At 57.5% G+C, this 15,740-nt stretch carries 16 protein-coding genes; 5 read left to right on the top strand and 11 right to left on the bottom strand.

Features of this window, described 5'->3' with window-relative positions; all coding sequences use genetic code 11:
- The first annotated feature begins 108 nt into the window (after positions 1 to 108).
- Positions 109 to 1,032, top strand: a complete 924-nt coding sequence (locus I9188_RS00850; protein ID WP_209503518.1) for a lysophospholipid acyltransferase family protein — start codon at positions 109 to 111, stop codon at positions 1,030 to 1,032.
- Here the strand turns inward: I9188_RS00850 and I9188_RS00845 are convergent, their stop codons facing one another.
- A complete protein-coding gene (locus I9188_RS00845; RefSeq protein ID WP_209503516.1) occupies positions 1,033 to 1,734 on the bottom strand; it encodes a DUF1223 domain-containing protein in 702 nt (233 codons plus the stop codon). It lies immediately after the preceding gene.
- A gap of 226 nt (positions 1,735 to 1,960) precedes the next feature.
- Here I9188_RS00845 and acnA point away from each other — a divergent pair, with 226 nt between their 5' ends.
- Complete coding sequence (gene acnA, locus I9188_RS00840) at positions 1,961 to 4,651, top strand: aconitate hydratase AcnA (RefSeq protein WP_209503514.1); 2,691 nt, start codon at positions 1,961 to 1,963, stop codon at positions 4,649 to 4,651.
- Positions 4,652 to 4,786: 135 nt separating this feature from the next.
- Positions 4,787 to 5,488, top strand: coding sequence for an SDR family oxidoreductase (locus I9188_RS00835; RefSeq protein ID WP_209503512.1), 702 nt, complete (start codon positions 4,787 to 4,789; stop codon positions 5,486 to 5,488).
- On the opposite strand, the gene I9188_RS00830 is transcribed toward I9188_RS00835, so the two are convergent.
- The 10 genes from I9188_RS00830 to yajC form a co-directional block, all read right to left on the bottom strand.
- Entirely contained in the window at positions 5,483 to 6,025 is a 543-nt protein-coding gene (locus I9188_RS00830; RefSeq protein WP_209503510.1) for a DsbE family thiol:disulfide interchange protein, read from the bottom strand. The genes I9188_RS00835 and I9188_RS00830 overlap by 6 nt on opposite strands.
- On the bottom strand, positions 6,018 to 6,176 hold the full coding sequence (ccmD, locus tag I9188_RS00825) for a heme exporter protein CcmD (RefSeq protein WP_209503508.1): 159 nt from the start codon (positions 6,174 to 6,176) through the stop codon (positions 6,018 to 6,020). Before ccmD ends, I9188_RS00830 begins: the two co-directional genes overlap by 8 nt.
- A complete protein-coding gene (locus tag I9188_RS00820; RefSeq protein WP_209503506.1) occupies positions 6,173 to 6,946 on the bottom strand; it encodes a heme ABC transporter permease in 774 nt (257 codons plus the stop codon). Before I9188_RS00820 ends, ccmD begins: the two co-directional genes overlap by 4 nt.
- Positions 6,947 to 7,007: 61 nt before the next feature.
- Positions 7,008 to 7,664 (bottom strand): heme exporter protein CcmB, encoded by a 657-nt coding sequence (ccmB, locus tag I9188_RS00815; RefSeq protein WP_209503504.1) that lies wholly within the window; start codon positions 7,662 to 7,664, stop codon positions 7,008 to 7,010.
- A complete protein-coding gene (ccmA, locus tag I9188_RS00810; RefSeq protein ID WP_209503502.1) occupies positions 7,661 to 8,275 on the bottom strand; it encodes a heme ABC exporter ATP-binding protein CcmA in 615 nt (204 codons plus the stop codon). Before ccmA ends, ccmB begins: the two co-directional genes overlap by 4 nt.
- Positions 8,276 to 8,419: 144 nt before the next feature.
- Positions 8,420 to 8,773 (bottom strand): Mth938-like domain-containing protein, encoded by a 354-nt coding sequence (locus tag I9188_RS00805; protein WP_209503500.1) that lies wholly within the window; start codon positions 8,771 to 8,773, stop codon positions 8,420 to 8,422.
- A gap of 12 nt (positions 8,774 to 8,785) precedes the next feature.
- Positions 8,786 to 9,538 carry a sulfite exporter TauE/SafE family protein gene (locus I9188_RS00800; protein WP_209599552.1) on the bottom strand — a complete coding sequence of 251 codons (753 nt, stop codon included), beginning with the start codon at positions 9,536 to 9,538 and terminating at the stop codon, positions 8,786 to 8,788.
- Positions 9,531 to 10,505: a protein translocase subunit SecF gene (gene secF, locus I9188_RS00795; RefSeq protein ID WP_209503498.1), complete on the bottom strand. Its 975-nt coding sequence runs from the start codon at positions 10,503 to 10,505 to the stop codon at positions 9,531 to 9,533. The genes I9188_RS00800 and secF overlap by 8 nt, the downstream gene beginning before the upstream one ends.
- Before the next feature lie 2 nt (positions 10,506 to 10,507).
- Positions 10,508 to 12,169: a protein translocase subunit SecD gene (gene secD, locus I9188_RS00790; protein WP_209503496.1), complete on the bottom strand. Its 1,662-nt coding sequence runs from the start codon at positions 12,167 to 12,169 to the stop codon at positions 10,508 to 10,510.
- Between the two features lie 33 nt (positions 12,170 to 12,202).
- Positions 12,203 to 12,490 (bottom strand): preprotein translocase subunit YajC, encoded by a 288-nt coding sequence (gene yajC, locus I9188_RS00785; RefSeq protein WP_209503494.1) that lies wholly within the window; start codon positions 12,488 to 12,490, stop codon positions 12,203 to 12,205.
- Positions 12,491 to 12,691: 201 nt separating this feature from the next.
- Between yajC and I9188_RS00780 the strand changes: the two genes are divergently transcribed.
- The gene (locus tag I9188_RS00780) at positions 12,692 to 14,356 is read left to right on the top strand and encodes a mechanosensitive ion channel domain-containing protein (RefSeq protein ID WP_245220394.1); all 1,665 of its coding nucleotides are present in this window, start codon (positions 12,692 to 12,694) and stop codon (positions 14,354 to 14,356) included.
- A 72-nt stretch (positions 14,357 to 14,428) separates the two neighbouring features.
- The gene (gene serS / locus I9188_RS00775) at positions 14,429 to 15,721 is read left to right on the top strand and encodes a serine--tRNA ligase (RefSeq protein ID WP_209503492.1); all 1,293 of its coding nucleotides are present in this window, start codon (positions 14,429 to 14,431) and stop codon (positions 15,719 to 15,721) included.
- Positions 15,722 to 15,740 lie beyond the last annotated feature (19 nt).

The following is a 15,740-nucleotide window of genomic DNA, read 5'->3' as shown; positions in this document are numbered from 1 at the left end:
CGCACCTGCCAGATCGCTGGGGCAGCCATTTCGCCTGGGTGCTTGAGGTTACGGGTACCGGGTTGTATGTCTGAGGCAACATTTCGCAACACGCGGTGAGACACCTCCATGCCCGTCGAAAAGTCGGAGCTCAGCCGGTTTGAGCTTGGAAAATACTATGTCGCCAATCTGCTCCTGCAGGGAATCATCGGCGCTATGCGCCTGCTTCCTTATGAAAGGCGCATAGCAACCATGGGTGCAATCATGAAAACCCTCGCACCTGTCGTCGGATTTCGCACCCGCGTCCGCCGGAATCTAAAGCTCACCTGCCCTGATTTATCTGACGCCGAGATCACAAAGATCTATCGAGACGTGTCGGATAATGCCGGTCGGGCAATAATGGAGCATTTCTCACCCGAAGGTTTCATCGAACGTCAGGTGAACGCCAAGATATCCGGGCCCGGTATTGCTGCGTTTGACGCCGCGATTGCCGAAGGGCGCCCGGTAATGATGATCACGGCGCATTTCGGTCACTATCTGGCCGCACGCGTCGCCCTGCAGAAACACAGCGGCAAACCGATTGGATGCCTCTACCGGCGGATGGCGAATCCTTATTTCAACGACGCCTATGTCGAAGCTTTTTACAAAACCGGCGCGCCGATGTTCGAACAGGGGCGGCGCGGTATGGTCGAAATGGTTCGGTCACTCAAGAACGGTGGAATTATCGCTATCGTGTCCGACCTGCATGCGTTGGGGGGCGAAGAGCTGACATTCTTCGGCAAGCCTGCCGTGACATCCGTGCTGAACGCAGAACTGGCCATCAAATACAAGGCCGTACTGATACCGTGCTATGCCGTGCGCCAGCCAAACGGCATCGACTTTGAAATCATCCTGCATGATCCCGTGCCGCACACTGATCCCAAAACCATGACCCAGTTCACCAATGATGATCTGGAGAAAATGGTTCGGAAGCATATGGGACAGTGGTTCTGGATCCACCGGCGTTGGAAAAGCTGGAACGGGCTCGGCGTTCAACCGGACGACATGCCCTGATCATTTGGCCCAAGTCGCGGCAACAATTGGCCCGTTACCGGCCCTTTGCACAAGCACAACGGCTGGCAACTCTGGTTTCAGCTGCGCCGAGTAAGTCTGCGGCGCTTTCCCGTCCCACCGGCCTGCAATCTGCCATGTCTCAACAACATTGGCATAATCCAACTCCCGCCCGGCTAGTTCACCACGGCGGATCGAGGCATGGCGCAGAGGCGAATACTGAACGATACGTACGTCATAGGTCTCACCTTCGGGCAGTTCCACAGGCGTCACATTCACGGTCACTTCGTCAGCGTCTCGGATTGCTGTCACCGCCGCTTCGGGCGCGGCCTTTAGATGCGCATCAATCAGACGGTCGAGCTCCTGAGCCTGAGCGCCGACAATATCGTGCTGACCATTTATGATCATCTGAGGCGTATAGATCATGGATTTTCCGTTCTCGCGGGCATAAGCCCGTTGCCGGAGCGTGTGATCAGGATCGGCATATTCGTCCTTCCAGCCGATGTAATCCCAATAGTCGACATGCAGCGCCAGCCCGATGACATCGTCGCGTTTCGCCAGCTCATGCATGATCCGGTCCGCAGGTGGGCAAGACGAACACCCTTGCGAGGTGAACAGCTCAACCACCACAGGATCCTCACCGGCCATGGGCTGGGTGGCGAACAGGCAGGATATCAGGGCGGTCAAAGCAGCGGATCTGAACATAAAAACTCTCGGAGTGAGCGGGTATTCTCTGGGATAGCCGTTTTGCCGCTCAACCGCTAATCAACGTTTCTTGAGGGCGGTATCTGCAATTCTCCGCCTAAATGTGTGCAATGGTATACAAAATCGCAAATCCAGTGTCATTGAACCTTGAACCAGCGGCTTGGGTGATGCAGATAACATTCAGCGATGCCCGAAATCCAAGTCATTTGAGAAGGGAGGCCACCCGATGCCCATTAAAGTCGGACAGGATACCGCCAAGACACGCCGCAGTCTGAACGTGAATGGCAAATCCATTTCCTACTATTCGATTCCCGCCGCGCAGCAGGCCGGTTTGGGTGATTTTTCCAACCTTCCTGCCGCGCTGAAAGTCGTGCTGGAAAACATGCTCCGATTTGAAGACAGTGGCTTTTCGGTCTCGGTCGATGACATCAAAGCATTTGCCGAATGGGGTGCCAATGGCGGCAAGAACCCGCGCGAGATTGCGTACCGCCCTGCCCGCGTGCTGATGCAGGACTTCACCGGTGTTCCAGCGGTGGTCGATCTGGCTGCCATGCGCGATGGGATCAAGGGCCTGGGCGGCGACGCACAAAAGATCAACCCGCTGAACCCGGTCGACCTGGTTATCGACCACTCGGTCATGATCGACGAGTTCGGTAATCCGCGTGCGTTCCAGATGAACGTCGACCGCGAATACGAGCGCAACATGGAACGCTATCAGTTCCTGAAATGGGGTCAGAACGCGTTCAACAATTTCCGCGTTGTGCCTCCCGGCACCGGTATTTGTCATCAGGTGAACCTGGAATATCTGGCGCAGACGGTCTGGACTGACACCGATCAGAATGGCGAAGAAGTCGCCTATCCTGACACGCTGGTTGGCACCGACAGCCACACCACCATGGTCAACGGCATGGCCGTTCTGGGTTGGGGCGTCGGCGGGATCGAGGCCGAGGCCGCAATGCTGGGTCAGCCGATCTCGATGCTGATCCCTGAGGTGATCGGCTTCGAGTTGACCGGCTCGATGGTCGAAGGCACCACCGGTACGGACCTTGTTCTGAAGGTTGTCGAAATGTTGCGCGCCAAAGGCGTGGTGGGCAAATTCGTCGAATTCTATGGCGAGGGGCTTGACCGCCTGCCGCTGGCTGACCGTGCAACCATCGCCAATATGGCGCCTGAATACGGCGCGACATGCGGCTTTTTCCCGATCGACGGCGAAACCCTGCGCTACATGCGCAACACTGGCCGCGACGAAGACCGCATCGCGCTGGTCGAAGCCTATGCCAAGGAAAACGGGTTCTGGAGAGGCCCGGATTATGCGCCGATCTACACTGACACGCTATCGCTGGACATGGGCACGATCGTTCCTGCGATTTCAGGCCCAAAACGCCCGCAGGACTACGTCGCGCTGACCGACGCCAAGGCCGCTTTCACCAGGGAAATGAAAGAGACCTTCAAGCGCCCCATGGGCAAGGAAGTCGCTGTTAAGGGCGAAGACTACACCATGGAGTCGGGCAAGGTTGTAATTGCCTCGATCACCTCCTGCACCAACACATCGAACCCTTACGTGATGATCGGTGCTGGCCTTGTGGCCCGCAAAGCCGCAGCGCTGGGTCTGAACCGCAAGCCTTGGGTCAAAACCTCGCTGGCGCCCGGTTCGCAGGTTGTATCGGCCTATCTTGAGGCCGCTGGACTGCAAGAAGACCTGGACAAGGTTGGTTTCAACCTTGTTGGGTACGGCTGCACCACCTGCATCGGCAACTCGGGCCCGATCCAGAAGGAAATCTCGGAAGCCATTGCCGAGGGCGATCTGGTCGCCACGTCGGTTCTGTCCGGCAACCGGAACTTCGAAGGCCGTATCTCACCGGATGTCCGCGCCAACTACTTGGCTTCGCCGCCGTTGGTTGTTGTCTATGCGCTGGCAGGTACCCTCGATATCGATCTGACGTCCGAACCCATCGGTCAGGACAAGGACGGCAACGACATCTTCATGAAGGATATCTGGCCAACGCAAAGCGAAATCGCGGAACTGGTTGAAGCGACCGTAACCCGCGAAGCGTTCCAGTCGAAATATGCGGACGTCTTCAAAGGGGATGAGAAATGGCAAAGCGTCGAGGTACCGCAACAGGAAACCTATGACTGGCCACCAACGTCGACCTACATCCAGAACCCGCCCTATTTTCAGGGCATGGGAGCGGAACCGGGCACGATCTCGAATATCGAAGGCGCTAAAGTTCTCGCCATTCTGGGCGACATGGTAACCACCGACCACATCTCACCTGCGGGATCATTCGCAACCACAACGCCGGCGGGGAAATACCTGACCGAACGTCAGGTTCAGCCACGCGAGTTCAACTCGTATGGCTCGCGACGGGGCAATCACGAAGTCATGATGCGCGGTACCTTTGCCAATATCCGCATCAAGAACGAGATGTTGGACGGAGTTGAAGGCGGATACACCAAAGGCCCGGATGGTGAACAGACTTCGATCTACGATGCCTCGATGGCCTATCAGGCCGATGGCACCCCGCTGGTCGTGTTTGGTGGCGAACAATACGGCGCAGGCTCAAGCCGCGACTGGGCGGCCAAGGGCACCGCACTGCTGGGCGTCAAAGCCGTGATTGCAGAAAGCTTTGAGCGGATCCACCGGTCCAATCTGGTTGGCATGGGCGTCATCCCGTTCGAATTCACCGGTGGAGATACCCGCAAAACCCTGGGTCTGAAGGGGGACGAAACCGTCTCGATCCATGGGCTGGATACGGTCGAGCCGCTGCAGGTCGTGCCCTGCACCATCACCTATGCAGATGGGGCTGAGACAACCATCCAGTTGAAATGCCGGATCGATACCGCGCCTGAGATCGAATACATCGAAAACGGCGGTGTGCTGCATTACGTGCTGAGAAATCTGGCCAAGGCTGGCTAAGGAACGCAGCGGATAAGAAAATTTTGAGGACGCCTTCGGGCGTCCTTTCTTTTACAAGGCTCTGCCTCGCGCTCCGAAGTTATATTTAGCAGATGCGGTTGGATATACGCGGTACTCTGAAAACAGGAGGTGGTTATGGAAAAGGTGGCGTTGGTAACAGGTGGAGCACGGGGAATTGGACATGCCATCGTAGAGGAGTTGAGCCGCGACCATAGGGTGGCGTTCACTTGGTTGTCCACCAAGCCTCCGGCGGCACTATTGCAGAGAGGAACTTTGGCGATCCGTTCCGATCTGACGGCCCCTGATCAACCAGCGGAAGTGATTGCACAGGTGATGGAGCGGTTTGGACAACTTGATGTGATCGTAAACAATGCTGGTTTGGTTCGGTCGACACCAAAAGAGGAGTTCCAAGTCGAGGAACATCGCGCCATTCTTGACATGAACCTGCTGGTCCCTGCCGCCTTGCTGGCTGCAGCTTTGCCGCATTTGGAACGGGGCGCCACCATTGTCAGTATCTCGTCGATGAATGCGGTGTTACCGCCCCGTGATGCGGTCACCTATGGTGCCAGCAAGGCCGCTCTGAACCTGTGGACCCGTGCCATGGCCAAAGAGTTGGGGCCAGATGGGATACGCGTCAACGCCGTGGCCCCCGGTGCGATCAACATTCCTGAAGCGCCTCGTTCGGAAGAACTGACAGAACTGTTTGTGAAGGATACCGCGTTGGGTCGGGTCGGACGGCCCGAGGATATAGCCAAAGTGATCAGGTTTCTGGCGTCGGACGCGGCCTCATTCATCACTGGTGAAGTTTTGTCGGTAACGGGAGGCTATCGTTTATGAACCGCCCGCCGCCTTTTCAAGCGCAGGCCGGATCGTGCTTTCGATGACACGTTGCGTAATCGGGCCCGCAAAGCGTAATATGATCGTTCCATCACCGTCGATCACATAGGTTTCGGGAACGCCGTACAGACCCCAGTCAATCGCCATACGGCCCTGTTCGTCGCGGCCGATGGCAGTGTACGGATCGCCAAGATCATCCAGGAAAGCCTCGGCATTGCTCAGTTTGTCTTTGTAGTTGATGCCGTAAACCGGGATGCCTTCAGCTGCCAATGCCTCGAGGTTGGGATGCTCGGCACGGCATGGCGCGCACCAACTGGCCCAATAGTTGACCAGCTTGACCTCTCCGTCGCGCAGCGTTTCGTCGTCGAAAAGGGTCTTTCCCGGAAACTCGGTGAGAACCACGGGCGGCGCAGGTTGCCCTTCGCGGGCCGAGGGCAAGGCGTTGGGATCTTCGCGAAACATGCCGATGCCTGCGAGAACCGCGAATGCGCCAAAAATCAGAGGCGGCGCAATCATCAGGGGCGAGACTTTAGCCATTGCGCGACATCCTCTGTTCGACCTTCTCCATTTCCGCGCGCACTTTGCGCCCGCGCATCACGCTGAACGCAACCAGCGCCACGATAAGAGCGATGGAAACAGCATAAGACGACAAAACAGCGTCTGCATATTTTCCAAGATCGGGGATCATCCGCCTACCCTTTCCCGTGCCTGTAGCGCCTTGATACGACGGGCGCGAATTTCCGTTCCGGTGCGGTACAACACCAAGGCGATGAACAGCAGAACAAATCCGATGATGCAGGCCAGCAGGGGGTAGAAAAAGACGTTGCTGACTTTCTCTTCCGTATCCGCCCCGGTAACGGCCCCGGCCCGCATGACCGATGCGCCCTGATGCAGGCCCTGATTCCAGAAATTCACCGCGTATCGGCTGAGGATTGCAAAGACCGACCCAACCAGGCACAGAACCGAGGTCAGATCGGCTGCGGTATCAGGATCCTCGATAGCTTCCCACAAGGCGACATAGCCAAGGTAGAACAGAAACAGGATCAGAAACGACGTCAGGCGCGGATCCCAGGCCCACCATGTACCCCACATGGGCTGTCCCCAGATGGCCCCCGTCAGCAGCGCTATCAGGGTCATAACGATCCCGATCGGTGCAGCAGCCCGTGCCGCAAGCGCGCTGACATGGTGGCGACGCACCAGCCAGACCAATGAGGTGGCCAGCATCATCAGCCAGCAATTGATCGCCATCAACGCCGCCGGAACGTGCAGATAGATGATCTTGACCGTCGACCCCTGCTTGTAGTCATCCGGTGTAAAGAAAAAACCCCAGATCAGACCGACAACAATGCAGATGGTCGAGACGATCCAGAAAAACGGCAGGACCCGTTCGCTGGTTTCAAGAAACTTGCGCGGGTTGGCATATTCCCAGAGGGCGTTAGCTTTGGCTGCGATTGACATGGGCCCTATCTAGTCCGATTTGGGGTGGTTCTCAATTGACATCCATCAAACTTGTCGCGGTTCACCGCAGATTGATACGTAGCACAGCAGCGCTGGCAAAGGGCAACAATGCGATGGTCGCCGCTGTGATCCCGGCCAGCATCAGCAGTGGCGTCTGCACCTCCATCCCTGTTGCACCACGCCGGGCAACCTCGGCCCCGAAAATCAAGGTGGGGACGTAAAGTGGCAACACCAGAAGCGACAGCAATAGCCCGCCACGTTTCAGACCAACGGTCAGCGCAGCACCAAATGTCCCGATGACGCTCATGGCCGGGGTACCGATCAGGAGCGAGATCACCAGCCAGAAAAACCCCGGCATCGGCAGGTTCAGCAAAACACCCAGAAACGGCGCGGCCAGAACCAGCGGTAAGCCGGTGGTCAGCCAATGGGCCAGCGCCTTGACCGTGACAACCGCTTCAAGCGGCAGCGGTGCTGTAGCCAGCAGGTCGAGCGAGCCGTCTTCCCAGTCCAGTGCCAGCAGGCGGTCAAGCGACAGAAGGCAGGCCAGCAAGGCCCCCAGCCAGAGCACTCCGGGCGCAATCGTAGACAGCAGCGAGGATTGCGGCCCCACTGCAAACGGCACCATCACGGTCACGATCAGGAAAAAGGCCAGACCCAGCCCGAACCCGCCGCCCGCGCGGAAAGCCAGTTTCAGGTCGCGCAGCAGCAGGGCGATCACAGGAAACCTCCGTCGAAATCGTCGATGGGTTTGGGTTTGGCCTTGTTCGGACCGACGTCCAGAACCTCGCCATCTAGGCCAAGGTCGATATGGGTCGCGATCAGGGCTGACCCGCCCTGACCCAGATGTGTCCGCACAGCGTCGGCAAACATTTGCACCGCGTTCCTGTCCAGCGAGACGGTCGGCTCGTCCAGCATCCAGATCGGCCGCCCCGTGACCAGCATCCGTGCCAGACCCAACCGCCGTTTCTGGCCCGCCGAAAGGTTGCCGGCGTGACGGTCGGCGAGTTCGTTCAATTCAAAAGCGTCCAGCGCCGGCTGGATGTCATATGTGCCAAAGACCGCTGCCCAGAATGTCAGGTTTTCAGTCACTGACAATGTCGGTTTGAGCCCGTCCGAATGGGACGCGTAAGCGATCTGGTCCTCGGCCCCTTCGATCTTGCCTTCCAGCGGAGGTTGCAAGCCAGCCAACGTGCGCAGAAGCGTCGTTTTGCCGATACCGTTCGGCCCCCGCAAGATCAGAGCTTTGCCCGGCAACAGCTGAAAGCTGAGGCCTTCAAGGACGGGAACCCCGCCACGTGTGATCGACAGATCTGTTACAGTCAAAGTCATGAGACCCGCTTAGCGGATTGTCCGCAGGCGCAAAAGGCGAGATTTGCCGCAGGATGCAGGCGAACAACCGCTGCCCCATGTCGGAGTGAGGGGCCAGCCCCTCACACTCCCCGGGATATTTCCGGCCAGATGAAGAGGATCCCGTCAGACTGGGATCAGGGCAAGTGCGATGCGGCGGCCTTCAGCGAGCAGCACATTGTAGGTGCGACAGGCGGCGGGAGAGTTCATGACTTCAACACCAAGTCCGGCATTTTCCAACTCAACCCGTAGCGATTGGGGGATCTGGGCCATGTCCGCGCCCGTGCCGATAAGCAGGACGTCAATCCTGCCCGCCAGGTCCAAAAGGGGGCGTCGGTCTTCATAGCCGCCCCACTCTGCCGGGCCTGCCGGGCCTGTCAGGACAGCGCCATGGAAGATATCGCCGCCAATTCGAAAAAAACCGGGGCCGTACCCATCTATGGGTTTGGCATCTGTAAAAGTAATCTGATTCAGACGCATGATGTCCCTTCTTCAATCCAGAAGCGGCAGCCCGGAAATGACGGCAATAAGGATAACCGAATAGGCCGCGAGGCGGTAGATCCGTTCAAGTCTCGGGTCGAACAGTGCTTTGCCGATTAGTGTAGTGGTCAGGTAAGGCACGCACAGCAGCAGGACAATCCATAGGATGGACAAATCGGCGGCACCGCTGATGAGGATGTTGAAAACGATGACAACATCCAGCAATGCCAGAAAAATGATCGTGTTGGCACGAATCTTGCGCACGTCGGTGGAACTGGCCAGATAGAACACGATGACAACCGGGCCGGTCAGCCCGGTCATGCCGCCGACAACACCCGCGCTGCCGCCGATGGCGAGACGTCCGGGTAGTCTCAGTTTCCCCTCCCATCGCCAGCCGGTCACCACGGCCAGCAGGGTCAGACCGGTAATGCCGCAGACAACCCAGCGCAACGCAACCGAGTCCACCTGCACCATGATCCACAGCCCCAGCGGAACGGTTATCGTTGCGGCAAAGCCCAGAGTGCTGATTTCGACCTTGTCGCAATCCCTCCATGCCTGCGGAGCCAAGGCAAAGGTTGATGCGATTCCGGTGGCGGCCATCAGAAAGACCACATCCGCTATTGGCAGGAACTGGGTCGCCACCGGCACAAAGATCATCGCGGTTCCAAAACCTGTGAAGCCGCGGACAAGTCCCGCGGCTCCGATGGTAAGGATCAGCCAAGTGAGGCCCGGCAAGGCCAGGGCCTGTTGCAAGGCATCAGGCATCAATGTTGGCAAACTGGTTGCCTGCCGTATTCGACGGTTTGGACCAGTCGCGCTTGACCCCCAGCCAAAGCAGGATGGTTGAAGCCACGAAGACCGACGAATAGGTCCCGACGACAACACCCCAGATCATCGCGAAGACGAATCCGCGGATGACATCCCCGCCCAGCAGATAAAGCGAGACCAGCGCCAGCAAAGTCGTGACCGAGGTCATCACTGTCCGGCTCAGGGTTTCGTTAATCGACAGATTCAGAACCTCTTTCAGGTCCTTCTTTTTGTATTTCCGCAGGTTCTCGCGCACCCGGTCGAAAACGACGACCGTGTCGTTCAGCGAATAGCCGACGATGGTCAGCAGCGCCGCGATGATGGCAAGGTCAAAGCGGATCTGCAGTTCCGAGAAGATGCCGATGGTCAGGATCACATCGTGCACCAATGCGGCAACCGCCCCCAAGGCGAACTGCCATTCGAAGCGCAGCCAGATGTAGACAAGAACGGCACCGATGGCCAAGACAACCGCGATCACAGCCGTCTGGATCAACTCGCCCGACACTTTTGGGCCAACGGATTCGACACTTTCAAAGGGCAGTTTGAGTCCGGGGTCTGCGGCAGCCAGCGCTTCGCCGACCTGGGTGATCACGTCTGCTGTGACCGCTTCGACATCTTCCTGAGCCTGAATACGGATCATCGCGACATTTTCATCAGGACCAAAACTTGGATCAAAAATCTCGGTGATGGTGACGTCACCCAGTTGCAGCGGAGACAAAGCATCGCGGTATACACCCACGTCAATTGCTTGTGCGCTTTGGGTCCGGATCGTGGTTCCACCGCGGAAATCGATGCCGAAGTTCAGGCCCTGCAGCAGAAATGAGGTGAACGCAATCACCATCATCAGGCCGGAGATTCCAAGCCAGATTTTCCAGCGATTGAAAAAGTCGAACGAGGTGCTTTGGGGTACGAGTTTCAGTCTCATGATCAAACCTCGATCGTTTTCGGTCGGCGGCGTTCGAACCACATGACAACCATCAGGCGCGTCACGAAGATCGCGGTAAAGACCGATGTCAGGATACCCAGACCCAGTGTAATTGCGAACCCGCGCACAGGGCCGCTGCCCATGGCAAACAGGATAACGGCGGTGATGAAGGTGGTTATGTTGGCATCCAGAATGGCCGACAGCGCCTTTTCATATCCCAGATCGATGGCGCGGGCCGGACCTCTGGCGGATTTCAGTTCTTCGCGGATGCGCTCAAAGATCAGCACGTTGGCATCCACTGCCATACCGACCGTCAGTACGATCCCCGCAATCCCCGGCAGAGTCAGGGTTGCGCCGATCAGGGACAGCAAGCCGAACAACAAGCCCACGTTGATGATCAACGCGATATTGGCGAAGACACCGAACAAACCATAGCTGAGCGCCATGAAGGTCAGCACGGCGACAAAGGCCACGATTGTGGCAACTTTGCCTGCGTCGATACTATCCTGCCCCAGTTCGGGTCCGATGGTGCGTTCTTCCAGGAATTCCAGCCCCGCAGGCAACGCACCTGCACGCAACAGGACGGCCAGATTGGTGCTTTCCTCAACGGTGAAGTTACCGGTGATGATCCCCGACCCGCCCGGGATATGGCTTTGGATCACGGGGGCCGAGATCACTTCGTCATCCAGCACGATGGCAAAGGGTGCGCCGATATTGTCACGGGTATAATCCCCGAACTTGCGTGCTCCGGATGTGTTGAACCGGAAGTTGACAGCAGGGCGACCGTTCTGATCAAAGGACGGCTGCGCGTCTACCAGTTCCTCTCCTGTCACGACCGGGGCGGATTCGATGTTGTAGTAGACTTCGTTTTCGTCGATCGACGGCACGATTTTTTCACCGACGCCTGCAACGGCATCCGGATCGGTTCCGCGCCCGACAACCGGGTTGAAGGTCAACTGTGCTGTTGTTCCGATAATTTCCTTCAGCTCGCCCGCGCTGCCAATGCCGGGCACCTGAATCAGGATGCGATCAGCACCTTGACGCTGGATTGTGGGCTCTCGCGTGCCTACCTCGTCGATCCGGCGGCGGATGATTTCCAGCGCCTGACGCACCGTGCGGTCATCCGAGGCCAGTTTTTCTGCCTCGGACAACTGAACGACAATTGTATCCCCTTCGGCACGGACTTCGATATCTGTGGCGCCAACACCTGTCAGGGTCTGGACCTGACGGGCCAGCCCGCGCACGGCCTCCAACGCCTGCGGCATTCCTTCGGGCTGACTGATGCGTACGCGAATCTCATCCGCGGCCGAGTCCTGACGGCGGATGGTTCCCACTGTGGCACGTTCCTCGCGCAGGGCATCGCGGATTTCCGGCCACATCGCCTCCATCCGGGAGTCGTAGACGTCTTGTACCTGTACTTCGGCCAGCAGATGTGCGCCGCCGCGCAGGTCGAGGCCAAGATTGACCAAGGATGACGGCAACCAACTCGGCCATTGCGCGGCTTCAGCCTGCATCTGGGGTGTGTCGTTGCCCAGCTCGATCGCGGCTTTGGCGTCGTTGGATTGTTCGACCCGCGTGTAAAACGCGTTTGGCAGGGCCATGAGCAGACCGATCACACAGACCAGCCAGATCAGAACCCGCTTCCAGGTATCAAATTGCAGCATTACCCTGCCTTTTCAAGGAATTTTCGCGCGAAATTACTTCGCCGGTTCGGTCTTGTTCAGAACCTGGGCGATGGTCGATTTGACCACGCGAATCTTGACGCCCTCGGCGATTTCGACCTCGATCTCGTTATCGCCTTCCTTGACCTTCGACACCTTGCCGATCACGCCCCCTTGAGTGATCACCTGATCACCCCGGCGCACGGCATCGACCATGGCCTGATGTTCCTTCATCTTCTTCTGCTGCGGACGGATCAGCAGGAAATACATGATCGCGAAGATCAGGATCAGCGGGAGAAACTGGGCGATTGCACCACCATCCATGGGATATTCCTTTGTTCTAGTCTTGCGGCACAGTTCCGCAAATTTGGGCGGAACCTATGCTTTGAAATGTCGGTTTGCAAGCAAAGGCGGTCATGTATCCCTCCTGAAAACGGGCACATACCGGCAACTACGGGCAAAGCGTTGCAGATATGTCCTAGGAACATAACCAAAACCGGTTATAGTTTATCCGAAGGGGGACACATGACGCGGCCACTCAAGCCTTTCCTTTCGTTGCTTTATTTACTGACTGCCCTGTCGGTGAGTGTGTGGCTGTCCGGTGCGGCCTCGTCGCAGGAAGCACCCGCTGAATCCCCCCTGTCCGAGACTGCGGAATCGGACACGTTCATGGCCCCGGTTATCGTGGACGGGGACATTCTGTTTCAGGTGCGGGGATCCAGCGCCCTGCCTGCTCCGGAGCGCGCCGAAGGCGTACACGATAAGATCATTGCGGTTGCGGAAGCGTCGGAAGCACCTTTGGTCGAGATCACCTATGAAGAGACCCAGTTTGGTATCCGAATTCTGGCCGATGGCCAAAGAATCTCGATCGTGACCAAAGCTGACGCTGAACTGGATCAGATGGAACTAAGTGTTCTGAGCGTCTTGCATGGCGATGCGATCAAACAGTCCATCGAGGCGTACCGAGCCAGCCGAACCGATCAGGCGCGCGTTTCCGGTGCTATTGAAGCGGCTGCCTGGACGTTGGGATTTGTCCTGTTTGTTGTCACTATCCTGTGGCTGCACCGTCGGATCAGGCGTCGCACGTTGAAGCTGGTAAAACGCTTCTTAAAGGATGTCGAAACGGCGACAGCCAAAAGCGTTCAGGCTGAAGCAATCGCGGCACTTATCCGCTATGGTCTGAACTTCGTGCTGTTGATCATATTCTTTCTCGGTTTCTACTATTATCTGTCCTTTGTTCTTTTGGCTTTTGCGGAAACCCGATATTTCGCGCAGCTTCTGCTAACCTATCTGACCGAGCCGGTGCTGCTTATCTTCCGGGGCATCCTCAGCTATATCCCCAATCTGATCATGCTGGGTCTGATCGCTTGGGTCACTTTGTACATTATCAAGGGCCTGCGCGTGTTCTTTGATGCGGTCGAAGCCGGTTCGTTCGAAATGGGTGATTTCGAAAAACACTGGGTCAACCCGACGTTCAACATTGCCCGTGTCGTCGTTATTCTGATCGCGCTGGTTTTTGCGGTTCCCTATATTCCGGGCTCAGATTCCGCCGCGTTCCAGGGGTTGACCATTCTGGTCGGCGCCATGCTGTCTTTGGGCGCAAACTCAGTCGTGTCCAACATGCTGGCCGGGCTGTTTGTGATTTACCGCAGATCTACCTCGATCGGCGACCGAATCCAGATCGGGGACCATATCGGCGATGTGGTTCAGATCAAACTGATGGAGACCCACCTGAAGTCGATCAAGAACGAGCTGATTTCAATCCCCAATGCACAACTGATGAATTCAGATGTCGTGAACTTTTCGAAGAAAACTGATGGTAGCGGGCTGTTGCTGCACACGACCGTTGGTATCGGCTACGAAGAACCCCCTGAGAAGGTTGAGGCAATGCTGATCGAGGCGGCCAACCGCACCTCGGGCATCAAGGCCAATCCCGGACCTTTTGTGCTTTGGACGGCCTTGGCCGATTACGCGATCAACTATCAGATCAACGGTTACACCACCCGTGGCAGCATCATCCCCAAAATCCGTTCGGACCTGCATCGAAACATTGTTGCGGTATTTAACGAAAACAATGTGCAGATCATGACGCCTTCTTATGTGGCTGACCCGCCTGAACCTAAAATACCGGCCGGGGCATGGGAGGGCCATCTGGCGCATGAAACCCACGAAGACGCTGATAAGTCGTAACCGGTGCTACACCCTGCCCCGCAGATGGTGCATAAGCGGGTTCAGTGATTCACGCATTCAAGGATCTGAGACATGCACGACATCCGCGCCATTCGCGAAAACCCTGCCGCCTTCGACGCCGCCCTAGCGCGCCGTGGGGACGCGCCGGTGTCGTCAGATCTGCTGAGGATGGACGAAAGCCGACGTGCCAAGATTCTGGCCGCAGAGACGGCCCAGGCCGAACAGAACAAGGCCAGCAAAGAGGTCGGCGCTGCCAAAGGCCGCGGGGATGAGGCTGAATTCGAACGCCTGCGCGCGCTGGTTGCCGAGAAAAAGGCCGAAGTCGCCCGGATGCAGACCGAGGCCAAGGATCTGGATGCCTTGCTGACCGATCAACTGGCCCGTATCGCCAACCTGCCTGCCGATGACGTGCCGCAAGGCGCGGATGAAAACGACAATGTCGAGGTCACCCGCTGGGGCACCCCGCGCGATTTCAGCTTTGCACCGAAAGAGCATTACGACATTCCCGCCGTCGCAGCCGCAATGGATTTCGAAACCGCCGCCAAAACCAGCGGCAGCCGATTTGTGAACCTGTCCAAGGGGGTTGCCCGTATCCACCGCGCGTTGGCTCAGTTCATGTTGGACACGCATATCGACAAGAACGGTCTGACAGAAATGCAGACACCGGTTCTGGTTCGGGATGAGGCGATGTATGGCACGGATAAACTGCCGAAATTCGGTGACGACAGCTATCAGACGACCAATGGCTGGTGGCTGATCCCAACCTCCGAGGTCACGCTGACTTATTCAGTGGCCGGTGACATTCTTGAAGAGGCTGCCCTGCCCATCCGTATGACCGCCCATACTGTCTGTTTCAGGTCCGAGGCCGGAAGTGCCGGCAAGGACACCGCAGGGATGCTGCGCCAGCACCAGTTCGAAAAGGTCGAGATGGTCTCGATCACCCATCCTGACGCGTCAGATGACGAGCAAAAGCGCATGTTGCGCTGCGCCGAGGATCTGCTGGAACAGTTGGGTATTCCCTATCGCACTGTTGTTTTGTGCACCGGTGATATGGGCTTTGGCGCGCGCCGCACCTATGACATCGAAGCGTGGCTGCCCGGACAGGACACCTATCGCGAGATCAGCTCGGTCTCGACCACAGGCGCGTTTCAGGCACGCCGGATGAATGCCCGTTTCAGGCCTGAAAATGGTGGCAAGCCCGAATTTGTACATACTCTGAACGGTTCCGGTCTGGCTGTCGGGCGTTGCCTAATCGCTGTTCTGGAGAATGGGCAGAATGAAGACGGCACTGTTTCGCTGCCCGAAGCACTTGGCCCTTATTTGGGCGGCAAGCTGACCCTGCAACTGGACGGTACGTTGGCCTGACAGACGAAGCCGGCGCCGT

The organism is Ruegeria sp. HKCCSA071, from assembly GCF_017872555.1.
Classification (GTDB): domain Bacteria; phylum Pseudomonadota; class Alphaproteobacteria; order Rhodobacterales; family Rhodobacteraceae; genus Ruegeria.
Note: the sequence above shows the minus strand (reverse complement) of the source record. Positions and strands in the feature narration are given on the sequence as shown.